Here is a 22,943-nt window from a genome sequence, read left to right as displayed (position 1 = left end):
CGGAATGCTCGAAGATCATGCAGGAGTTCAGCCAGAAGGCTCAGCTCATGAACAATCTCAACATCAATTCCTGCGAGATGGCACAAGGATTGGTGGGCGGGATCTGGCCGAAGGGCGACCTTGCCGACAAGGCGGTCTGCGAAGCTATCGGCAACTCCGAAGGCATTTTCACCGACTATGCTGCAGCCAAGCACGGCTGCGGCACAAGGGGGCAGCGTTCGAGCACGACTGCGCAAGGGTCGGGCAAGTATGACGACGTCAATCCCGGCGTGCCGCGAAACTACACCTGGACGATCCTCAAGAAGTCGGCGTTCTTCTCGCCCGGAGGCCGCTTCGACGAAGAGCTCGCCGAATATGCCATGACGCTGTTGGGCACGATCATCTACGTGCCGCCCAAGGACGATGAACCGGGCAAGTTCGTGCCGATCGTTGGCGAAGCCTCGTCGACGCTTGTGACCTCGTTGCTGGATGGCACCACGAACGGCAACGTCCTCATTTTCGACTGCGACGAGACGGAGAAGTGCCTCAACCCAGGTTTCAAGTCGCTGAGCCTGCCCGCATCGAAAGCGCTGCGGCCGCGCGTCGCGGCGCTCATTGGCGGGATGGTTCAGGCGATCCGCGATGATACGGCGATCACCGAAGAGCAGAAGGAACTGCTGCAGGTCGCATCGATCCCGCTCTACAAGATCCTGACCGTCCAGGCGGCCTATGGCCGCGGCATGCCGACCGACGACCGCGAGACCCTGGCCGAGATCGCCAGTGTCGACCTGCTGTTTGCCGTGCTCGACCGCATTGTCAGCGAGGCTGGCCGCTCAATGTCGAGCTTCATTGGGGCCGACGAAGCGAAGATCGCGATGTGGCAGAGCCAGGTCAATGTCGTGCGTCAGGCGCTGGCTGATCGGCAGGCCAACACGCATCTCAAGGTCAATGCGGTGCTGCAGATCATCGAGAAGACGGCGTTCATCGAGAACGTGCTGGCTGCCTCAATGTCTCCCGGCATGGCCGCATCGCTCGACTGGTCGCGCGGCGTCCAGAGCCGCGCCCTCACCCACTGACCGGGCCAACCACATCCAGGCGGGACAATAGACATGGTCGAGATTTTCACGGTCGGCGGCGGCGACTATCTGGTCAACGTCTTCCAGGCAGTCGCTGCCTGGACCGGCAATGGCGGCTACAAAAGCCTGCTCCAGGTGGTCATGGTGATGGGTCTTGGCCTTTCCGCCCTGACACTGGCATTCAACCAGGACTGGCGGGCGTGGATCAACTGGTTCCTGGGCGCCACGCTCATCTACTCCTGCCTGATGGTGCCGCGGCTCGATGTCCATGTGACCGACCGGCTCAACCCGAGCCTTGCGCCGGCCAATGTCAGCAATGTGCCGATGGGCCTGGCTCTCATGGCGAGCTTTACCAGCCAGGTCGGCGATTATTTGACGGGCTCGGCCGAGGTGGTGTTCGGCCTGCCTGGCGATCTCAACTATTCAAAGAACGGCATGATCTACGGCGCGCGGCTCTACGATGCGACCCGGTCCTTGCGGATTTCCGATCCCGAGTTCGCCGCCAATCTCGATGAGCATTTCCGGCAGTGCGTGTTCTACGATGTCTTGCTCGGCCGCTACTCGATGAAGGAGCTGGCGGAGACGGGCGACATCTGGGCGACGATAGCCCCGGGCAGCCAGGCTCGCGCGCAACGGTTCCTGACACGCGATGCGACCACTGGCGAGGTGAGCTCGAACATCGTGACTTGCCGCGAGGCTTACGACACGCTCAATGCGCAGTGGGCCGGACTGGTCGATGCGATGGGTTCGGTATTCGGCCGACAGCTCTACCCCAACCAGACGGCCGCGCTGGCCAAAGCGAAGCTCTTCGCCGATCTGCCGGTCGCCTATCAGTACCTGACCGGGGTCTCGGCCAACGCGACCGAGATCTTCAAGCAGACGCTGACGATCAATGCGATGAGCCAGGCCATGCACTCGATGTCCGGCGGCAGCGGCGCGGGCAATGTCGACGTCTACGCCCAGACCCGAGCCGACATTCAGACCGAGCGGACCTATGGTTCGATTGCGAGCAACGCGATGAAGTGGGTCCCGCTCCTGAACGTCGTGCTAACGGTGCTGTTCTACGCCCTCTTCCCGGTGCTGTTTCCTCTATTCCTGCTTCCCAAAACGGGGCCGATCGCTCTCAAGGGCTATGTGACGGGCTTCTTCTATCTCGCGGCCTGGGGGCCGTTGTTCGTGATCCTCCACATGATGCTCATGTACAAGGGCACGGCTGACATGAGCGCGGTCACGGGCAGCAACGGCCTCAGCCTTGCAAGCTTTACCGGCATGGCCGACGTGAACAGCGATATTGGCCTGCTGGCAGGCTACCTCATCGCCTCGGTCCCGTTCCTGGCAGGGGGTGTGGCCAAGGGCGCCATGGCCATCTCGCACCATGCGACGAGCTACCTCAACCCAAGCCAGAACGCGGCGGAAGAAGCTGCCCGAGAAGCGAGCACAGGCAACGTGTCACTCGGCAACAGCAGCTTCGAAAACTCGAGCGTCCTCACGCGTCAGTTCGCCCAAGGCACGATTGCTCCGAGCTTCACCTACGGCGCGCCGCAGACGCGGACCTTCAGCGACACCGGCTCGATGACCACGAGCTTCCCGGACGGCAGCTACGACCAGATCCCGACCTCCAGCTATCCCTTCACGCCGACGCTGGGCCAGGAATTCACAGCGCGGCTTTCGACGATGGCATCGCAGGCCCGCGCCAACAGCGAGACCTATGCCAATGTCGCGACGGAATCGACGACCAGCGCCGTCACGAAGTTCCGCGAACTCAGGGACCAGTTCAGCCGAGGCGCATCCTTCGAGAGCGCGACCGGCACCTCGAACTCCGACAGCATCCAGACGGCATTCAGCGAGGTCGATCAGGCATCGACCAGTCTGCAGCGGCAATTCGGGCTATCGCGCAGAGCAGCCGATGACATCTCTACGGCCTGGTTCCTCGGCGGCGAAGCCGGGGCAAAGGCCGGAATTTCAAATGGCGTGCTGTCTGGAAGCATCGGAGCGAAGGGCGGCGGGACACGTACATGGACCGACAGCGACATCGGCATCGCATCCGAAGACCGTTCCCGGATCTTTGGGAGCCTGTCCCAGATGTCTGACAGCCGCAATTGGTCGAGCACCCGCGATGGGTTCGTTCGCTCAGTTAGCACCTCGAGCAGCTCGTCGATCTCGACAACCGCAAGCGGCATGAATGCCTCTCTGACGGAAGCGCAGAGCTTCACTATCGAGGCTCGCCGAGCCGAGGAGCTTGCCAATCGTCTGGAGAGCCAGGCGTCTTTCTTCGAAGGAAATAGCGCTGCAGGCAGTCTCAATCTGTCCCAAGCCTACCGCGAATGGGGCCTAGCTGAAATCGAGAGCAACCGCGATTTCTACGGAAATGCACGGTTCGACGACGTCACTTTCCAGCTCAGTCCGGAAGGCCAGGCGTTGCAGGCAAAGTTCATTGAAAGTTATGCCGAGCAGCTTCGCGACGGGATCGACAATCGCCTCGTACTCGCCCCCGGACTGCCCGTAGCCCTTCCAGCAGTCTTTGACGCGGGATCGGTGCGCGGCCGAGCACAAACCGGCGGCGGAAATTCCGGTTCGGTACCACGGGTGGGTGCCGACGGTCTCCAAGAAGAGGTGCAAAGGGCTAAGGCGGCCGGTCGCCAGAAGATTGCCGGCTCTAGGGGGCGCCTGGACGCGATAACCAAGGGAGCCCAAGGTGCGAGTGCAGAGGCAGCGGATGACGTGAAGGAGTGGTGACCTGCAACGATCACCACATTCCGAATGACGCTCCAGCTAAAAATGCGAAAACTGCGCCAATGACCAGCACGCCCAGTATCGTCAACTTTCGTCCCCACGGGTCGGCCCAGGACTTTTTGATACGATACTCCACTAGGCGATTGTCGCGGATTGCATCGTCAATTTCGGACAAGCCTTCCCAGCGGCGACTTCCGTGCGCCTTGGCGTCATCAAGGTCAAAGTGCGTCATGATCGCATCCATCCCAATTCACATGGGAACATAGCAGAAACACGATGTCGGTGAAGCACTATAATTGACCACTGCAGACGCTTGCTCAATTCAAATGGGTCATGTGGTGTGGAGCCCTCAATCGGCCACCCATATTTCGCTGCGGTGCCACGCCAAACGGCTTCTGTGTTCATCCACCAACTGCAACGGAGGCGCTTGATCCAGCGCCAGTGCAAGTCGCGCTGATTTGCCAAGCCTGGGGGAGGCAATAGCATTGCCCAAGTCGTCGAAAGTCACCAAGCCGCTATCGAATGCGGCGTCCCACAAAGATGATAGTAGCAAGCCATTGTGGACGTTCAGTCTTTCCTGATCGCTCTCACAATCGGCCCACGGAATGATATGTGAGGCGCGAAGCAGTTGCGGCTCAACGATGCCAGTGAACGGGCAAGTTCTGTTCCAGTAATCCATGACTGCTGCCCGGAATCGATCCTGCCCTATTCGGACCTTCTGAGCGCGGTCGGCTTCTGTGTCGCCCAGATGAGAGGTTCCCCGAACGAAGTCTTCAAAGGGCAAGGTGGGCAGACTCAGCGACAGGCGGTAAACTGCACTGACGCCAGCAAAGAGGGCGTCTCTCGTGATGAAGGCAAAGGCCGCTGCATGTCCCTTCGCACATGGTCCGGCAGCCTTCGCCTTAAGTTCCCTGGCCGCACCTGGATGTGCGACTGACAAGAAGAATGGCCCATGCAAGCCGGAAGCTGTTGCGGCGACAGCTATTTCACCCGGTGCTGACGCAGACGAGTAAAACAGCCAACCAGCTGCCTGGCCTTGGGAAATGCGATACCCTTGGCCGTTGGCGGCATCGCGTAGCTCAGATTCAAGCGCGAAGGGGTAATCGAAAAGGCGCTGCCCGGTGTCGATCATGGGATACGTTCGCTTTCAATATCGTCACCAGCTATCATGAAAGAGCTGCGAAACCGGTTCCATCGATCCGGGTAGTGCTTTCCCCGAACAAGTGAGCCCCAGAAAAGTCGCCGTTCGGATAGCGCCGACGGAGATATAGCGCTCAAATAGTTCAGGTTCTTGGCAGGCAAGTTCGTCAATATCGACAAAGAAGATCGCCTCGAACTCAAGACCCTTGATGTGTTGAACCTCAAATATTCTCACGTCATTTTCACGGCCGATTGCCTGCCCCTTTGGACATGCCACAGCCCGAATGGCTTGGTCCTCCAGGGCTTCGTTCAAGGCGTCGGCAAGCGTCTGGAGCTGGTCTTCCCGATTCACCAGCACCGCGATCGACCTCGATCCATCGCAAAGGAGAGCGGGCGCTAGCGACGCTGATACCATCAGTCATCCCCTTCAGCTTGCGAGAGGAAAGTCTCGCCGCAGTGGCAAGATCGGAAATTCCTCGGTCCCGCCACCGCTTATAGATCCCGCTCAAAAAGGCGCATTTCTGCGGGTGCGCTGCTAAGCTGCAAAATCAGCCAAGGCGCTACCTGAAGGTCCGGCGGCGGCCTTGTTGTTGTCGTGATGATGTACTGGAAGAGCGGCACCGTCGTCAGACCTTCTAATGTCCTGACGAGGTCGAACAAACGGTGGTAGAGCGGCAAGCCAAGGTCAGCCTCCCGGGGACTATCATGCAGCCAAAAGCCTGGAAGCTGGGTCTTTCCTTCAATCGATAAAATCAGTGCTGCGAGATCAAATGCCACAACTTTGAGCGAGTCCACAGCCGCTGTCGTCAGATTGCCATGCAGCCTAACCGAAGGCTGAATACCGCTTTCAGATAAGACTACCTCGCCATGAGCATTGTCCGGGATGATCACGCGGATAACTGTATCAAAATGCTCAGACAGGCGTTTGACCACGTTCTGTGAAGCCTTTCTAAGGTCATCCGCTTCACGTGCAGCCTTCGAAGCCTTTTCCAAGTCCGCCTTGGCCTGTGCGTCCAGACGAGCGATTTCCGCTCCGAAGGTGCGATAATTAGCCGTCAACGTCACATAGCCGCGGGCAGAGGCAAGCCTGTCGGCCGCACCTGTGAGTTCCGCCAATTTCGTCTTTCGGCGTTCGAGCTCCTGCCTAGCCGCCGCAACGTCATAGTTCAGGTTATTTTGCTCACTCTTGAGCGACTGCTGCTGCTCGAGCGCATCATTCTTTTGCTTGAGGAGCACATCGCGCTCAGCCATCCGCTCCGCGATAAACGCCTCCGAATGCGCGCTGATCGGCTGTCCGCACGCATGGCATTTGGGATTTTCTGCGTCGTTCAGAAGCATTTCACGTTTTGGAAGCACTTCGGCCAAGGTCTTCAATTGCGCGACAAGGCCGGCTTGCTCGCCTTCTATCGATGACAACCGATTTTCGGCTTTGCGGATTTCGGCATCCTTCTCGGCAACGGCCTCTTGCGCATCTTTGAGCTTTTGTCCGAGATCCGGATCGGCTGCAGTCACCTCTGCCTGCGCGGCCGCCCCGGCAGTCCGAGACCACAATTCCGGCGAGTCTGAATCTTCCGGATCTCCGCCGAATGCCGCAGCAAGACCGCGTGCGACATCAGCTCGTGTGGCCTCGACGCGGGTCTTCTTCCTATCGGCTTCTTCGGCGGCGCGCCGATGGCTTTGAGCGCGGCGACTGGCATCGATCTCGGTCGGTTGGAGCGCATTGATCAGCAATCGGACAACGGCCAGTCTATCCGCCTTGGACATAGCGCGCGAAGGCGAGCGTGACTGCGTTTCTGCGGCACGCCACTCCAGTATGTCGAGCAATCGGCATTCCTGATCCCGACTGATCCACGCCAGAGCGGCCTCCCACGCATCGTCGGCGCTGCTACCGATCGGCATATGCGGCGTTGCCTCAGGCATGATTACTTCGGCAATTGCCTGCCGAAGCGGAGACATCGTTGTGTTGGGCATATCGCCACTGAAGGCAGCATCGAGATTTCCGCCCTTCTGAGCCAGATGCCTGCCACGCGGGTTACCAATGGGCCGCACAACCACCCACGGGTTGCCATCGAGAATGATTTCCGCACCAACATGAGCATCGGGCATTGCGTTTGCGATCAGTTGCCGTTGGTCGATGGTGCCAAAGCTATCCTCGCCCAGGCAATAGCGCAGCAGGCGGCAGAAGCTGGTCTTGCCACCGCCATGCCCCATAGGATTGCCATCAGCATCAGCGTCCGGAGACCAGACGATATTCAGGCCTGGGCGCAATGAAATGTCGCGCACGACCTGCCCGCGCTCGCTCCAGATGATCAGTCGACGCACCCACAGGCGAGGTTCGCTCCTCCCCGCTTCCGGGATGATCGCGTCAATTGAGGATCTGAAAAGATCAGGCAGCGACGGCTTGGGCAAGGAAGCTATGCTCCTCCTGAGACAGCGCGCTGGTCGCGTTCTGCTGGTTGATGGAACGCATGGCGTGCCAAACGAAATCGGCGCGCCCCTCGGTCGAAGGAGGAAGGCTGATGCTGTATATGGCAGAGCCGCGATCCACGGTGTTGGATGCAACATCGAAGCGCCATGCGCCGTCAGCGGCGAGCCTGCCCTTTGCTTCCGTAAAGCGCGCCAGGTGAGACGAGGCGAAGCTGGCGACAGAAATTCTGGACATGTCTGCTGTCGGGCCAACCAGCCGTCGCCACTCAGCCTGACGATCCGCACTGAGGTGCGGCATCAGAAGATGCGGTTGGGCGGCATACAGGAATGCCAGAATTACCTCCTGAATTGGTCTAGGCTGACGCATTCGCTTGACGATTGCCGCCAGCAAGAGCCGCACATCGACTTCATCACGAATGGCATAATCCCAGTCGCCTTCCGCGACCGCAGAAGTTTCGGGAGCGGCAGCGCTGAGCGCGTCATAGGCGGCTAGGACGAGGCGTTGGGTGCGGTATTCGCCGTATTTGTTGATTTCGTTTTTCTGGAGCACGCGGAAGGTTTCGCTGGGGTAGTCTGCGCCCATCACGTCCTTGGGGTCGAGCACATAGCGCAGCTCGTCGCGGGTCAGGCCATAGGCGAGCGCATACCAGGCATCGAGCTCGGCGCGCAGATGGGCGCGGCGGTCTTCGTCCCAGGCGAAGGGCGGGCCTTCATAGCCCAGATCGCGGGCGAAGGGGGCCATGGAGTGGCTGGTGTAGGTCAGCTCCAGCACGCGCGGGACGATGAAAGCGAGGTCGGCTTCGGAGTATGCTGAAGGTGGAAGGATGGGGAACTGTTTGAGAATTTCTACCGTCAAATGTGTTCCGCCGACGCATTGCCGAGCGACAAAATCCAAGGGCAAAACTGAGAGATTTGCAATGAAGGCCGCTCGGCTCTGGTCGGAGCCCTTAACGAACATATTCCGAATTGAATGACCAATAGCGTACCTTGGATACGCGCTCGCAATAGAGGTCCTTTCGTTCGTAGCGTTGGTGATATCGCGCCAGCCCATAAGCCACTTCAGTTCAGGCCGGGAATGTAGTCGACTATCTACCAGAGGCCCTGGCAACCAATACCGCGGGCGAAGCTCAAAATCAGGATCAGACTTTTCGGCGAGTGTTACATCTCTACTGCTTCCGCCGTTGGCATCGTATGTTGCCCAGCGATGATCAAATATGTGGATCATTTTGGCTTCATATAGCGGAACGTATCGAGGTTCCCCGCTGTCAGTTTGCCATTCACTTTGACACAAGTGGTAGCCCATGTCCGAAAGCTGAGATGCACTACGAAACAGTGGGCTGCTATCAGCCATGTCGAACATTTTTGTCATATATTCAAAGTGCCAAGGCGAACCTGGGACACCTTTTGAATCTTCAATCAGTACCGGCACACGCGCATAGATTTGAGCTGTTAGTTCGGCATCGCGACGTGCACGGAATACAGGGGTAGTTTTCGAATTGGGGTTTATCGCTGCTATTTGTGCAGGTGAGAGGGTAAAACGACGTTCGCCCTGCTCAAGCTGAACTGGGTCAGTCAAAAAGAAGGCGAAGCCCGCCTCTGCCACATCGCTGCCGAGCGTCAAAAGTGCGAATTTCATCCGGCTGTCGACCGCCGGGAACAGTTTTTCCCTGTTCTCAAAATCGAACAGCTCGGAAAGGCGCTGGTTGCTCACTAGATGCCCGAAGAAGGGTGCAGTTGTAGCATCGGTAGCTATGCCGGTAGGAACAATTACACCTGCACTGCCATGCGCATTAACCAGGTTCAAGAAATGTTCGGCGAACAGAGCATAGGTGTTAACATCGCCGCGCCCAGTCCATGGATAGCGCCGCGCCTTCGACACTTTGGCAAAACCAATCTTGGTCGGGTCTTCGTCCTTAGGTGACGAGAAAAACACTGTTGATGCTTCGGCCACACGCTTTGCCATCTCGAACGCTTGATGCAGCTGGTGCGCGGGACTGCCCTCTTCGGTCTCGGCAAGTGCTTTGATAAGATTTGTGCGCGCCGCCGCGTTGGGGGCGCTGGCAATATCGGGGTCGCGGCTAGCAAAGAACTCTTGCTCTTGCAGCTTGATCCGTTCCCACGGCGGGTTGCCCAGCACGACATCGAACCCCCCTTTGCCGATCATCACCTCAGGGAAGGCGAGCGGCCAATGGAAGGTGCGGGCAAATCCAGCAGTATCGATAGCGGCAGCCTCGAGCGGCCCGTAAATCTGCCCGCCGGTGACCCGCGTGCGCAGATGTGACGTGGTCGGCACCGTCACGGTGTTCGCATCTGTAGGCACGCCGCCCCTCTTAGGCAGCAGGAAGGCGGCGATGTAGAGATCGCAGGCGACCTTGGTGGCATAGCGCTTCGGGTCTGCCTCCCACGCGGCGAAACGGCGGCGCTTTTCCGCGATCTGGCTGACGCTGTCTTCGGGCAGATGGCGCAGATCGTCCATCGCCGCCGCCAGCTTGGCCGGGGGCAGCGTGCCACCGCCGCCGATGAAATCGAGCGTGCCCTGGCCCTTCTTCTCATCTTTGTTGCGCTTAGCGAAATACTTCGCAGTATCCTTGTCGTCGCCGGTCAGCGGCTTGTAGGCATCATCAGGAATGCCCTCATCCAGCGCCTTCAGGTCGAACACGCCCAGCAGGCTGTCCCCGCACTGGATATTGGCATCAAGGAAGCCGAGCGGCTTGCCCGGCTCCACCGATTCAATCCACAGCGCCACCTTGGCCAGCTCGATCGCCATCGGGTTGCGGTCCACCCCGTGGATGCAGTTGCGCACCACATCGCGCATCGCCGCATTGTAATCGGGCGCATCAGGATTGCGCAGCTGCGCCACCCGCGTCGCCATCCGCCGCGCTGCGCCCAGCAGGAAGTGGCCCGATCCGCAGGCGGGATCGATGACGTTGAGGCCCAGGATGGCCTCCGCGCCACCCTCTGCCTCGGCCCGCTCCAGCACCGGATCCAGCGCAGAGTCGAGCAGGCACTGCACAAGGCTGTCCGGCGTGTAATAGCTGCCTGATACCTTGCGAGCATTGCCGCGCGCTTCCGCGCCGCCAGCGAAGCTGAAGGTGCGCCCCTCATCCTCGCGCACCGGCACAAGTTCGAGCAGCCCTTCATAGACGCTGCCCAGTTCCTCGGTCGCCATATCGCGCCAGTTGATCCGCACGCGGCGGCCATCCTCGATCAGCCAGCCCAGCTTGAACGCAGCCGCCAGCAGCGCGCGGTTGGGGATTTGCGCCGCATCGAGATCGGGGGTGAGCGCACTTTCGAACAGCCCGCCGAGCGCCGGGAGCCCCAGCGTCTTCTCGCCACGCTCCAGTGCGCGGAAGGTCACCTTCACGCCTTCCCAGGCATCATGGTGATGATCATGCGCGTTTCGGCGCGTTGACCGGTCACGCATCCACGCAAAGCCATAGTTGCTGCTGTAAAGATCGCGCACCGCCTTTGGCGTTGCAGGCGGGTGCAGCAGATCGCGGTCTTCGGCCACGCCAAGGAAGATCAGGCGATAGACCACGCGCAGCATCTGTTCGAACAGGTGCGGCATGGTCAGCTGATTGGTATCAAGCCGCTCCCGTATGGCGGGGTTGGCATCAAGAATGCCCTGGCCCAGCGCCATCAGCGCTTCCTCGACATTGACGCGCAGCCGCTCACGCGCGGAGGTGCCCGCCCGCATGCCAGCCTCGCGCCAGCGTTCCAATGCGCAATCGCTGGCCGCCGCGCCCTCGACACCAAAGCGACTGGCGTGGATCAGCAGCCATAATGCGGCGAAATCGGCGAACATCTCGTCACGGAAGATCGCGCCAAGGTCTGCCTCGATCCAAGCGGGCCGGGTCAAGCTGGCATTGTCCCGCATCAGCCGCACCCGATCGCCTGCAAAGACGAGGCCCCAGTAGAAGTCAGGATTGGCATTGAGCCAGTCCTGCAACAGCACGGTGGGCGAACGGCGCGCAATGCGGCCATCGGCGCCATCGCCGAATTCGGACAAAGCGCGGGCGAAGCCATCGCCAGCCTTGCCCTTTTCCGCAGGGGCTGGTGGGGAGACCACTATAGGCACACGCCCGCCCTTGGCTTCCCACGCAATGGTGAAGCGCCTGTCCTCACGCGTGTGGTGGTGCGGCCCGGTCAATTCAAAGCCAAACGCCTGTTCGAGCAAGTTGCGGGCAAACTCTGCCGTCTGCTGCATCGTCGGCTGCTCGAGCCGCGCGTAACCCTGCCAATGGGCCTGTGCGATGCGGAAATAGCGTGTGATCTCGTCGCGCAGGCCGGTGCCTTTGGGGCAGCCATAGTCCGCCGCCGTCTTCTGATCGGGCGCGGCGGAAGCGATGGCCTGAACCTGATCGGGCGCGATCAGCCCGCCTTCGATCGTGAGCGCGGCAAAGCCGGTGTCGCTTGCGCGTTTGGTGGGCCGAGACATCAGTTCACCTCCGGCAGCAGGACATAGAGGCCGATGATATCCGCCGGGAGCACCGGGGTCACCTTGACGGTCGCACCGCCGCCTGCCGCTTCGGTCAGGCGCAGATGATCGTGCGACAGTGCTTCACCCCTTTGATGCGCGAAGGCTTCTATGGCCGGGCGATAGGCCGAGAGACGCTCATGCGCGGCCTCGATCTGCCGAATGCGGGCGCTTTCATCCATGTTGCTCGATGCTTCGGCCTCAAGCAGCGTCAGCGCGTCTTCGGCATTGAGCGCGACATCCTGGCCGAGACCGGAGAAGGCAAGCCCGGTTGCCTCTTCGGCCAGCAGCAGCCGGTTCAGGCGTCCGCTCGTCACCAGCTTGTAGCGCAGCCGCAGGACGAGCAATGTTGTCATCTGGGTGACCGCCCGCGTCCGCCACACGCCGGCGCGGCCAAGGGCCTTGCCGTCTGCGCCCGCAGGATCGAGTGCGCCTTCGGCCAATGTTTCGGCCAGCACCGCGACGATGGGATGCACCCGCCCGACATAAGTGACGCCGGGAAGGGGATCATCCTCGAAACTGATCCGCCTCGTGCCACGCAGGCCGCGCTGCTGGAGCCGTTCGCGCATCATGTCAGGCAAGAAATCGGTGTGGAGAAGGGAGTGTCCCTTTGAAGCCTCAAGCGGGGCCTGCAAACGCTTCAGGGCGCGCTCTGTGAAACGGGAAACCTCTTGCGGGCCTCCGTTGAGCGCCCGCATCTTGCGCCATTCGGGCAGAACTTCATCGGGCTTCAGAGCGCCCTGTGCATAGCGTGCGCGGCTGGCCTTCGCGCCTTCCGCCGTATCGCGCCACTGGCGTTCGAACTGCTCGGCGCCCGGCCCGAAATCAAACGCCATCTGGCTGCGGGCACTTCCGCCGCGATGAAGCAGAACCGCCTGCATCAGCGCCGATGTCACGCTCTCCTGGTCCTCCGGCATAGGGACGCTCACGCCGGTCGCCTTCTCGATGGCTTCAGCCTTGCGCAGGATCACGTTGAGCACGGCACCGTCGATTGGGCTGTTGTCGCCGTACATCATGATTGAGCGCACGACCTTCGCCCGTTGGCCGAACCGGTCGACCCGGCCTTCGCGCTGTTGGTGCCGCGTCGGGTTCCAGCTGAGATCATAATGGACCACCGCATCGAACAGGCTCTGGAGGTTGATCCCTTCCGACAGGCAGTCCGTCGCAACCAGGATACGGTTCTCATGCGGCTCCAGCGCATCCACCCGGACCCGGCGTTCGTCGGGTGCCAGCGTGCCGGTAACCACCGCGATCTGGTGTTTGGGGAAGATTGTGCGGAGCGTTTCTCCCAAGGCTTCAGCCGTCGCAATGAAGCGGCAGAAAATGACCGGCTTTACGCCGTCCTTGAGCAACGGCTTTAGTTCAGCGACGAGCTGTCTCACCTTCGGATCGTCATCACGGCTGCTGCACAGGGTTTGTGCAAGGTCGATCAGGCCGCTTAGCGCGGCTCCCTCTTCGCCATGTTCGCTCGCGGTCGCAGGTTCTACATCACTCTCATTGAGCACGCCGTCTTCGGCATCGAAAACGACCGGTTCTATCGCTTCCTCCTCGGCCATGCCGCCAAGCCGGTTGCGAAGAGCGCTTAGGGCCGCAGCGGGTGAGGAGCCGACGCAGCGCATCAGGGCAAGGGTGCCCCAGAAGGCAAGGCGGCGATGGCGCTGATCGGACCCGGCGCGCTCGGTCACCGACAGGCAATAGTCGAGCACGGCATCCTGAAAGGCCGCAAAGTCGCCTGTCAGAGTGAACGGCGCTTCCCTGGTCTCATGTTTCGCAAAGGCGCGCTGTTCGTCCCAGCCGTCCTGAATGTCTGGGCGGCGACGCTGTACAAAATGCTGCGCCAGACGTCGGGCGTAGCGTTCTCGTGCATTGTTGTCGCCCGCATCGGGGCCGCCCTGCAGATCCTTGTGCACAAGGCCGAGCAAACGGTCGTAGGCCACGGTGTCGCCGCTGTGGGGTGTGGCCGTAAGCAGCAGCAAGTGCCGCTCGCTGTCCGCCGCCAGGCGTTCCAGCAAACCGTAGCGTTGATGCTTGCCACGTTCGTTGCCGACGCAGGCGTGCGCCTCATCGACAATGACAAAGGGCGGGCAAGCCCGGGCAAAATCGTCCCGGCGACTGTCGGCCTTGATGTAGTCGAGGCTGACGACCGTAAAGGGATAGGCCTCGAATAGGCTTTGTGAGGTAGGCAGCCCGCGCTCCAGGCCGCGTGCCCTGGCGGCAGTTACAGCAACCGCGTCGATATCGAACTTTTCGCCAAGCTCGCTCACCCATTGATCGACGAGATGCGGCGGGCAGAGCACAGCGAAACGATCAACAATTCCGCGATCCAGCCATTCGCGTAGAATCATGCCTGCTTCGATGGTTTTGCCAATGCCGACATCGTCTGCAATCAGCAGCCGAGCAACTGATTGCTTGAGCGCCATCATGAGCGGAACGAGCTGATAGGCGCGAGGCTCGACCCCAAGATGGGCTGCGCTTCGAAATGGCCCAGCCCCGCGGCGAAGAGACAGCCGCAAAGCATCCGCCAGCAATCTGGCACCGTCCTGCGTGTCCAAGCGATCAGAGGTCGGTGCGGCAAAACTTGCGGCTGCAACCGGAGACGTTTCCAGTGCGGGTGCGATCAGCTGGGCGTCATCGTCCGTGCCCGACAATGGCCGCACATTGAGCAACTCTTCCGACGGCGAAGGCAAAACAATCCATTCGCGGCCGCGCGCACGCACCATGTCTCCGGGAGAAAAAACAACCGCGTTCATGCGCAAATTCCCAAAGCTGCAAGAAGTTCGTTCCGAGCCTGCTCGTCGGGCGTCAGGGGTAAGGAAATGATGTCGAGAATGCCGAGCGCCGAAGCTTCAGTCACGAGGCCGGGTGTCGGGCCGCCAGGAATTGCGAGGACACCTCGCGCAGGCCAGAACAATTGTTGCACCGATCCGTCGATCGTAATCGCGGAAGGCGTGGGAACGCCCCATTGCTCAATCGCAGTCAGCCATGGATGCTCCGTTTCTGTGTTTTCGGACGCAACTTCGCTTGCCTGTGCAAGCCTGCACAGGACATCGATCACCTGATCATGACGACGATCGATCAGCTCGTGATCAGGCTGATTGAAATATGACAGGATGCAGCGATAACATCCGGCAACGCAGGCATCATCAGTTTCCAGCATATCGGCCGGGTTAAACGGTTCGCGATAATGCATGAGCGTGAGCGCCACCTGAGCGACTTCGGCAACCTTATTGGGATCAGCCACCAACCGATTCAGCACGCCAGCGCCGCCCTCGGTTGCTTCGTAAAGCAGGATGGCATTGCGGATGTCACGGCTCGGTAACGGCTCGCCGAGAATCTCGCCTTCCTCCAACTCGAAAACCAGCTGTGTGCCGCGAATAACCGCATGCTGGAATGTCGCCATTTCCTCCGTGCTAAAGGAGACCTGTGGCTGCAAAAGCAGTGCGTTCTTGTGATCCTCGACCATCGGGACGATCCGCTGCGGCTTGGCCTGTGTCGGATCGCCCATGCCATCATCATCGTCACCGTTGGCCGGGTCTTTCAGCCAACGTCCCGAATTCGGGTCGATAAAGAATCCGCAGATCGATTTCGATTTGCGCCGCCGCAGCCCCTTGTTGATGCGCGAGAGCTTTGTTGCTGCGCCATAATCCAGTCGCAGCAAATCTTCTCCAGCGTGACCGAGCACCGTGGACCGGATGTCTGGCGCCCCATTGTGGACCGGCCATTGAAAGACCGTCTGGATCTCGAAACCCCGGCGTTGACGGTCTTCGTCATTGGCCGTGATCCGCTCTGCCGGTGCGGTCTCGACATTGTCGATGCGGAACACAGTATCGAGCCGCTCGGCACCACCCAGCGAAGTGTGGCACGCGTGGCAGCGTTCCTGAAGCTCGTCGGTATGTGCTGCTCCGCACTCCGGGCACAGGATCAGTGTCGACGTTGCCAGCTGTCCGTTGTCCATTCGGCCCTCGGCGGGGAGTTTTGCCTTGGTGACGCGGTACGCCCGACCTTCATGATAGATCATGCTGTTCGGACCGAATTCGGCGATCGCGAGGAAGCGCGGGCGCTGTAAAACCGCGCTCTTGGCAGCCGGGATGAAGGCATAAAGCGGGAGGCGGGGGAAGTTGTAGCCTGGTAGAAAGCCCTCGGTGGCGAGGTAGCGATAGGTGTAGAAATCCGAACTGTTGGATGCCTTCCCACACTCAAGGATCTCAAGTTCCCTGGATGCATTGCGATACCGCCCGGCCGCTGCGGTTCTCTCCCCAGCTTTCAGCCCCACCTTATTCTGGATAGCGTGAGCCAGCTCCTGCTCGCGGCGCGCGCTGCTGTGCAAATTGCGCCAGCGATCGAACGCCTCACTCAACGAGGCCAAGGCCTCCTTGTCGGTCCGTTCGACAAAGGCATCGACGTCAGCAAGCCACGGTGCGTCACGAAGATTAACAGCAGGTAGCATGGCATTGATGAGGCGGCGCATGATTGGCTTGGCTGCCCCACTTGCTGCAAGCACCTGTAGGCCCTCGTTGATTTCTGCCGTCAACGGCTTCCCATCCCCACCCATGTCCAGGTTTTCCGGAATGGCGGATTTCAGCGGCACATTGGCTGCAGCCAGCCATTCGGCGTGGAGGTGGCTGCGGAGCAGATCCTGATTGGCGAGATCAAGCGCTGGCGGTCGCACGGCGCCTGCAACCACTGCCTGCTGATCGGTGAAATAATATTGATCGTGGGGCGACTGGGCAGCGCAATAGACAACGATCAACGCGGCTTGCCCGCTGCGCCCTGCTCGGCCTGAGCGCTGGGCATAGTTGGCGGGCGTCGGAGGCACGTTACGCAGGTAAACAGCATTCAACGCGCTGATATCGACGCCAAGCTCCATTGTCGGTGAGCAGAACAGCGCAGGAAGGAAGCTGTTCGGCTCACCTTGCTCTCGCATCTGCTCAAGATTGGTTTTCAACCTTTCACGATCCGGCTGCTCAAAGCGAAAGCGGTCTTCCCGCCACGCCCGGACTTCCTGATCGACCTGTGCCGTGTGTTCCCTGGCCTCGAAACTGTAGGGAAGATTGCCGGAATGGCTGAGCATATCGGCGACCTGCTCGTACAAATCCCGGAAAAACAGGTTTTGCCGCTTGCCATCACGACGTGTGTCAGCGGGGATCAGGCGGATTGCTGTCGGCGCCATACGCCATGCCGGCGCTTCATAACCGACATTGACCCGTCGAACGAACTGATGGGCCTCGGCAGCCTTCAGCAATGTCTCGATCAGTTCGTCATATTCTTTCGCCGGAACCTGTTCGTTGTTCCAAAGCTTGGGATGGCGCAGGGCTTTGCCGAGCTTGCTCTGGCGACCAGCCCGCAGAATCAAGGCTGCTTCAGAGGCACGGATGGTGCCGCTTCGGGGCGGCGAAATCATCAGGAAACCGCACTCCCGCAGCGTGTTTTCCTCCTCCCTGTCGATAGCCCAGGGAAGCCGGAGGCGGTTGCGTGATACTTCGGCCGATTGCTTCACCTTGCCACGGTCAAGAGCGTCCGTCGCAACCGCGAGACCCTGCCGCATTTGATCGAACAGGATTTCGAACAAATGACGCCTCTGGGCTGGCGTTGCGGATGCCAGGCGCGGATTGCTGGCAAACTCTTCATCGTCGGCAATCAGATCATCCAGTCCCGGGAAGTGAGCCGTGATCAGGCCGACTTCTTCCAGATTTGGATTTGTATAGCGCCACCCTCTGCGCAAATCTGCCCAAAGCCGGTGAGCCAAAACTTCGGACAGAGCCTCTTGGGCCTCTTGCCGGTTCTGGTAGCCCTTGGCGTTCGGATCGAGCATCCATTCGCCGAGCCGGTCCTTGTCGTCGAGGTCGAAGCCCAAGGCCAACCGCACGGCCTCACCAAACTTGTCTGCCTTTAGCCCTTGAGGCCCAGCATTCCTGACCGCTCGCAGGATCGCTGCACGCAGAAGGGTGACAAAGATAAAGTCATTGAAGTGACCTGCCTGAAGCGCTGCATCTTGCCGGTTGTCGGTGAAGCCCAGCAATTTGCGGGTATGCGGGTCGAGCGACCCATCCCGCTCCATCCATGCCAAAATGGTGGCAACGATCAGTGTGGTAGCCGAACTTCGTCCTTCAGCGGACAGGCCGGCCAGCTTGTTGATTTCACGCGCTTGTGACGCTGGTTGATGACCGCATTCCGGGCAGAAGCGGTACTTTCCGGAAAAAAACCACGCCGGGATGCCCTCGTCGCCAAAGCTGCCGTCGGGACGCACCATGACAAGGCGCCCTTCATGCTTTCCGCGATGCGCAGACTTCAGGCGGATCTCACCGCTCGCCGTAGGCTCCAGCCATTCGTCAGGATAGTCATCTGGACTACCCGCAAACCGGAAACCTGCGTTGACCGCAGGCACCAGATAACCCGTTTCTGTGCCATTAGGCTCTGCCTCGTCGCGGGCAGCTTCATCGATCGAGCGAGCAATAACGCGATGCGCGCCATCAGCATTCGTGATGGACACGCTATGGTGTTCCTGACCGCATTCACGGCAGAAGAACAATGGGTAGAGCCGGGCCTCAGGATCATCAGGATGAAACTTTTGTCCCTCGAGACTGACCCGGCGCTGTGCGGACGGTTCCAGTGTCGAATAGGCCTGACCCGCACCGGAGATGAAACGGTGAAGTTTGAACGCAAGAAAGGCCCTTGAAGACGTCCCTCCACGCTCACTCTCGGGCTTGCCCATCATGGCGAGCATGTCGGCTATCGCGCGACTGCAATCCTCTTCGGGCGCGCCCGTCTGAAGGCTCAGCGCTTGCGCTGCAGTGGTAAGGGTCATCGGCTTTCGGCGCCGCAGCTTCTCGGCGTCGTCAAGACCAACCTGAGTCTCGATCCAGCACGCCAGCGGATGAAGTGTGAGATCAGCATCCGTGAGATTGCCGGCAAGCGGCTGCAGCACAGCCTGGCGAAGCTGTTCTCCGAGCGTTTCTGCCTTGATTGCGGGAGATGTGGCGCGCGCGAGACTTTCATCGATGATACTACCAATACCGATGGACTGCCCAAACAGCTTGGTCGCAACTTCGGCAACCGCTGCCGCTCTCTCGGCTTCGTCGGGCGAACTCGACATCGTGGCCGACGTGCCGATACAAATCAGATCCTTAGATGGCGTAAGGCGCTGTTTTACCCGCCGAACCAGCATCGCGACATCGGCGCCTTGCCGGCCACGGTAGGTATGAAGTTCATCGAGAACGAGGAAATCGAGGTTCTGGGCATTGTCTATGACCGCCCGATCGAGGCGCTCCTGCCGGGTCATCAGCAGTTCGAGCATCATGAAGTTCGTCAGCAGGATATCGGGCTTGTCCCGTGATATCTGCTGACGCTCTTCGTCCGTTTCCTGGCCGGTATAGCGCGCGACGGTAGGACGCAGGTGTGCCGGCAAACCGGCATCATCAACAAATTTACGGATCTCTCCGAGCTGCGAATTCGCCAATGCATTCATCGGATAAATGATGATCGCCTTGGTACGCGGGGCTTCTCCGGCCTGCTTCGCCCGGACGATTGCATCAACGATCGGCACGAAAAAGCACAGAGATTTACCCGAACCCGTTCCGGTCGTGACAACGAAGCTCTCACGGTTCCGGGCCTTCGCAATGGCCCGCTCCTGATGGCGGTGTAGGCGGATCGGTGTTCGATCTGGTCCTGCGGCGAAGATCGACGCCAGCTCTGGCGCAACGTCACCTGATACGACCAGTTCGTCGATCGATTTTCCAGCTTCAAATCGTGGATTGATCGTGATCAGCGGGTCGGGCCAGAAACGGCCCTGCTCATAGATGGACCGCACCTGCTGATCGATTTCTGGCGCACGGATGGCAGAGAAAGAACGAGCGAATGAAGCGTATCGGTCAACGAGCGCTTTATCGAGTTCGAAGATGTTCACGCCCTTTGATCCTCCACAGAATCTCGATTTTGCAAAACGATCTGCTGGTCTTGGGGACGTCGCGCTGCGGGGTCCGTATCTAATCCGAGCCGTTTAAGTGCGTAGTAAAGCATTGCCCGCCGGACAGGGATGGTCGTCACCCCATTTTCCATACCGTAGTCGAGCTCGATCGCCTTGCGCTGACCAGCACTCAGTTCGGGATGTGGCACAATCTGGAGATCAACCTGCTCTTCCCATTCGCTATCGACCGAAGACCGCGCATCAGCAGGCTTTGATGAGCGGGTATCGGTAATTCGCGAGAGAACAAAGTCCTTGAAGGCGCTGCTACGTTGGCAATATGCGCGAGCATGCCATCTGAACCCGTCAAACACCAAGGCATGGGGTTCGATCCACCGCCAAGCTGGCTCGGGCGATGACATGGATTGATAGAAAACTTCGATCGCCTCGTGCCGCTTGATCGCCGTCACCATCGCCCGCAAAGTTTTGGGCGAGACACCTCGAGCAGGCGTCGGAGCGCAGGCAAAGCTTGGCAAACCCCCGATCCAACTGTCCTCGGCGGCAATGATGCCATCCGAGAGCGATCTGAGCTGAGAGAGATACTGGGCTGCGTCTGGCTGGTGGAACACGGGGCTGAAGGACGAGCTACGGACGTACGTCCTGGCGCTCTTGTCGTAGACCATGTTTGCTTCGGCTAGGCCGAGATATCTGTTCAGATCCGTCGATGCCTGATTGATCGAAACGCCGAAAACATCGATTAGGTCACTGCGGTTGACGTGGCCCTCCCAGAAGAGCCTGAATTCGATGAATTCGAGGCGGCTCTCAACGCCGCGCCTCAATCCCGATTCGCTGTCCATGCCCCGATCCCCCAAGAAACTGGGCTAAACCAGTTTCTGTATGGGTAAGCGTAGTGGATGCTTGATGTCGAGGCAACGAGATTCGGAAAAGTCCTTGCTGTTATGTTGGTCGACCTACCCGCGGCTAACTGTCTCTGAGCTCGCCAGAAATTCTGAGACTTTCTGACAGGTTTTTCGGCGTGGCATGCGCCCGTCCCGTAGGTCCTGAACGAAGCGAGGATCTGCCACGACGTGCCGACCGAAGGTGCTCGGCGACGTCCGAGTTTGCACCAGATATTCCTCAATCTGCTCCAGAAGCTCCATGATCGTAGACTCGCTTTACCCTTGCGTTCTTGTTATGTTCTTACTAGGAAGGCTTCCTAGAGTCTAGGATCGATTTTCCTAGGCGCCTGCGATAGGACTGTCAGTCATGGACGACGCACGGAGAGCCCTGGACGAGCTCATTCAGAAGCGAGGAGTGAACTATTCCTCGGTTTCGCGCCTGCTGGGGCGCAATGCCGCTTACATCCAGCAGTACATTCGGCGCGGAAGCCCGCGGCAGCTGGACGAGCAGGATCGCTCGGTTCTGGCGCGATTCTTCGGGGTCGATGAGAAGATTCTCGGTGCTCCTGCCCGTCGCTCAGGCCCAGTCGTCGAACTGGTCCATGTGCCTTTGCTCAATGTCGAGGCATCAGCCGGCCACGGCGCGCTCGCGGAGATGGAAGCCAAATCAGCGCAATTCGGCTTCGACGAGAAGTGGCTACGCCGGCTGACCGCGAGCAAGGCATCGAGCCTGTCGATCATCGCCGTGCATGGTGACTCCATGGAGCCCACTCTTCATGATGGCGACGAAGTGATGGTCGATCTCGGGGACGGCCAGGCACGCCTGAGAGACGGGATCTATGTCCTGCGGATGGACGATATGCTGAGCGTCAAGCGGATTGCCCTCGAACCGCAGGGCAAGCGCGCCTCAGTCCTGAGCGACAACCCAGCCTATCCGAGCTGGCGCGGTCTTGAGAAGCGGACGCTCAATATCGTCGGGCGGGTTCTCTGGTTCGGACGGGCGCTCTAAGGTGGCCATATGATACTCGCCTTGCTTGCCGCCTCTATCGTCGCCTCTGGACAGACATTCACCTGTACACCGACGCACGTCTGGGATGGTGACGGTCCGGTCTGGTGCGCAGAAGGTCCTCACCTTCGGATTGCCGGCATCGCTGCGCGGGAAATGGACGGCACCTGCCGGACCAATCAGCCTTGCCCCGCTGCCTCGGCGATTGAGGCGCGCGATGCGCTGGTACAGCTGATGGGCGGCGCGCGCGGAACGATCTCGACCGGTCATGTGGTGGTAAAGGGGCCGCGGCTGACATGCCGCTCCGAGGGGGGCGCAGGCGGAAACAGGACCGCTGCCTGGTGCCGCCTGCCGTCAGGCGCAGATCTGTCATGCGCCATGATCAAGACCGGCATTGTCCTGCGCTGGGATCGCTACTGGAAAGGCCCGGCTTGCCGGTGAGCAGCACCACGCATCTGACCGGCATCATCGAGCGGGCAGCAAACGGGCCGGTGCTGCGCACTGATGGCGGCGGGACATGGGAACTCGACAACACCCGCCAGGTACGCAAGTTTATCGGCTCTCGCGTCGAAGTGGTCGGCGAGCGTTCGGGGTTCAACGGATTTACCTGCGAACAGATATGGCTGGCCGGCCAGCCTCGTCCGACAGCATTCAAACTCCGCATCGAATTCCTTCTTGCCGCCGCCTTCGTCGCCTACGGACTCTACGCGACAGTTAGCGCCGTCGTGAGCGCGCTAAGCTGATGCTCAGCGACTGGGAACTCTGGGCCTGCGCCAACCATGTCTTGCAAACCCATGGTGACAAAGCACCCCTGCACGTCGCCGAGCAGATTGGTGCTCTTGCGCTTGCCGGCGACGAAGCAGGCATTCGAACATGGCAGGCTATCGCTGAGCGGATTATCCAGCTGAGCTCCAACGCCTCTGACAAGCCACTGCATTAAGCATCACCGACGAGACCGGCCCGGTCATCCGATTGGCGAGAGATCGCCGGGAAAGAGACAGGATTGCGCGCCTGCGCCGCCATGGCTGTCGCTTTCGATGGTGAAGCCGCGCATGCGTTCGACCAGATGACGAGCAAGATCGACCCTGGCGCTGCGCTGGGCGCGCGGATCATCGGCATTGAGACGAACGAGCGTGCGCTCCGGCGCAACGGCCAGCGCGACTTCGAGGTGCGTGAGAAGGATATCGTCGGAGATTCGGGGCATGGACCAATGAGAACAAATAAAGAACTTCTCGTCAACCGGCAGTGTGCGGACGCATGGGGACAGCAGGTCGCTAGATGCCGATCTCGAATGGCTTGGTGATCG

The 22,943-nt window shown here is 60.1% G+C and carries 15 protein-coding genes; 6 read left to right on the top strand and 9 right to left on the bottom strand.

Annotated features, from left to right (window positions below; translation table 11 throughout):
• On the top strand, positions 1 to 1,055 hold a 1,055-nt coding region (locus AX692_RS12535; protein ID WP_073977709.1), incomplete at its 5' end, for a conjugal transfer protein TraH.
• A gap of 33 nt (positions 1,056 to 1,088) precedes the next feature.
• On the top strand, positions 1,089 to 3,791 hold the full coding sequence (locus AX692_RS12530) for a conjugal transfer protein TraG N-terminal domain-containing protein (RefSeq protein ID WP_073975154.1): 2,703 nt from the start codon (positions 1,089 to 1,091) through the stop codon (positions 3,789 to 3,791).
• 10 nt (positions 3,792 to 3,801) lie between these two features.
• Here AX692_RS12530 and AX692_RS12525 read toward each other — a convergent pair whose 3' ends face one another.
• The 8 genes from AX692_RS12525 to AX692_RS12490 form a co-directional block, all read right to left on the bottom strand.
• Complete coding sequence (locus AX692_RS12525; protein WP_419470517.1) at positions 3,802 to 4,020, bottom strand: hypothetical protein; 219 nt, start codon at positions 4,018 to 4,020, stop codon at positions 3,802 to 3,804.
• Positions 4,021 to 4,137: 117 nt separating this feature from the next.
• On the bottom strand, positions 4,138 to 4,920 hold the full coding sequence (locus AX692_RS19075; protein ID WP_081095300.1) for an HNH endonuclease: 783 nt from the start codon (positions 4,918 to 4,920) through the stop codon (positions 4,138 to 4,140).
• A gap of 24 nt (positions 4,921 to 4,944) precedes the next feature.
• Positions 4,945 to 5,241, bottom strand: coding sequence for an ATP-binding domain-containing protein (locus tag AX692_RS12520; RefSeq protein WP_196491793.1), 297 nt, complete (start codon positions 5,239 to 5,241; stop codon positions 4,945 to 4,947).
• A gap of 179 nt (positions 5,242 to 5,420) precedes the next feature.
• Positions 5,421 to 7,337, bottom strand: coding sequence for a hypothetical protein (locus AX692_RS12515; protein ID WP_155645029.1), 1,917 nt, complete (start codon positions 7,335 to 7,337; stop codon positions 5,421 to 5,423).
• Complete coding sequence (locus AX692_RS12505; protein WP_073975149.1) at positions 7,315 to 11,793, bottom strand: Eco57I restriction-modification methylase domain-containing protein; 4,479 nt, start codon at positions 11,791 to 11,793, stop codon at positions 7,315 to 7,317. The genes AX692_RS12515 and AX692_RS12505 overlap by 23 nt, the downstream gene beginning before the upstream one ends.
• On the bottom strand, positions 11,793 to 14,582 hold the full coding sequence (locus AX692_RS12500; protein WP_073975148.1) for a DEAD/DEAH box helicase: 2,790 nt from the start codon (positions 14,580 to 14,582) through the stop codon (positions 11,793 to 11,795). The genes AX692_RS12505 and AX692_RS12500 overlap by 1 nt, the downstream gene beginning before the upstream one ends.
• Positions 14,579 to 19,735, bottom strand: a complete 5,157-nt coding sequence (locus AX692_RS12495) for a DEAD/DEAH box helicase (protein WP_073975147.1) — start codon at positions 19,733 to 19,735, stop codon at positions 14,579 to 14,581. The genes AX692_RS12500 and AX692_RS12495 overlap by 4 nt, the downstream gene beginning before the upstream one ends.
• On the bottom strand, positions 19,732 to 20,589 hold the full coding sequence (locus AX692_RS12490; protein WP_073975146.1) for a WYL domain-containing protein: 858 nt from the start codon (positions 20,587 to 20,589) through the stop codon (positions 19,732 to 19,734). The genes AX692_RS12495 and AX692_RS12490 overlap by 4 nt, the downstream gene beginning before the upstream one ends.
• A 409-nt stretch (positions 20,590 to 20,998) precedes the next feature.
• Here AX692_RS12490 and AX692_RS12485 point away from each other — a divergent pair, with 409 nt between their 5' ends.
• The 4 genes from AX692_RS12485 to AX692_RS12470 are packed head-to-tail and all read left to right on the top strand — an operon-like array spanning position 20,999 to position 22,577.
• On the top strand, positions 20,999 to 21,640 hold the full coding sequence (locus AX692_RS12485; RefSeq protein WP_036527693.1) for a S24 family peptidase: 642 nt from the start codon (positions 20,999 to 21,001) through the stop codon (positions 21,638 to 21,640).
• Between the two features lie 12 nt (positions 21,641 to 21,652).
• Entirely contained in the window at positions 21,653 to 22,078 is a 426-nt protein-coding gene (locus tag AX692_RS12480; RefSeq protein ID WP_196490123.1) for a thermonuclease family protein, read from the top strand.
• A complete protein-coding gene (locus AX692_RS12475; RefSeq protein WP_073975144.1) occupies positions 22,075 to 22,380 on the top strand; it encodes a DUF5818 domain-containing protein in 306 nt (101 codons plus the stop codon). Before AX692_RS12480 ends, AX692_RS12475 begins: the two co-directional genes overlap by 4 nt.
• Entirely contained in the window at positions 22,380 to 22,577 is a 198-nt protein-coding gene (locus AX692_RS12470; RefSeq protein WP_073975143.1) for a DUF6961 family protein, read from the top strand. The genes AX692_RS12475 and AX692_RS12470 overlap by 1 nt, the downstream gene beginning before the upstream one ends.
• Positions 22,578 to 22,601: 24 nt before the next feature.
• On the opposite strand, the gene AX692_RS20180 is transcribed toward AX692_RS12470, so the two are convergent.
• The coding region (locus AX692_RS20180; protein WP_230959920.1) for a hypothetical protein at positions 22,602 to 22,943 on the bottom strand (342 nt) is incomplete at its 5' end.

Origin of the sequence: Erythrobacter donghaensis (genome assembly GCF_001557325.1) — a bacterium.
Taxonomy (GTDB): Bacteria; Pseudomonadota; Alphaproteobacteria; order Sphingomonadales; family Sphingomonadaceae; genus Erythrobacter; species Erythrobacter donghaensis_B.
The sequence above is the reverse complement of the archived record's forward strand: the minus strand, read 5'-3'. Positions and strand labels throughout refer to the sequence as shown.

Excerpts from the sequence above, each read along its gene's own strand:
- AX692_RS12530 (WP_073975154.1), top strand. The coding sequence starts at position 1,089 with ATGGTCGAGATTTTCACGGTCGGCGGCGGCGACTATCTGGTCAACGTC.
- AX692_RS12525 (WP_419470517.1), bottom strand. The coding sequence starts at position 4,020 with ATGACGCACTTTGACCTTGATGACGCCAAGGCGCACGGAAGTCGCCGC.
- AX692_RS19075 (WP_081095300.1), bottom strand. The coding sequence starts at position 4,920 with ATGATCGACACCGGGCAGCGCCTTTTCGATTACCCCTTCGCGCTTGAA.
- AX692_RS12505 (WP_073975149.1), bottom strand. The coding sequence starts at position 11,793 with ATGTCTCGGCCCACCAAACGCGCAAGCGACACCGGCTTTGCCGCGCTC.
- AX692_RS12500 (WP_073975148.1), bottom strand. The coding sequence starts at position 14,582 with ATGAACGCGGTTGTTTTTTCTCCCGGAGACATGGTGCGTGCGCGCGGC.
- AX692_RS12490 (WP_073975146.1), bottom strand. The coding sequence starts at position 20,589 with ATGGACAGCGAATCGGGATTGAGGCGCGGCGTTGAGAGCCGCCTCGAA.
- AX692_RS12485 (WP_036527693.1), top strand. The coding sequence starts at position 20,999 with ATGGACGACGCACGGAGAGCCCTGGACGAGCTCATTCAGAAGCGAGGA.
- AX692_RS12470 (WP_073975143.1), top strand. The coding sequence starts at position 22,380 with ATGCTCAGCGACTGGGAACTCTGGGCCTGCGCCAACCATGTCTTGCAA.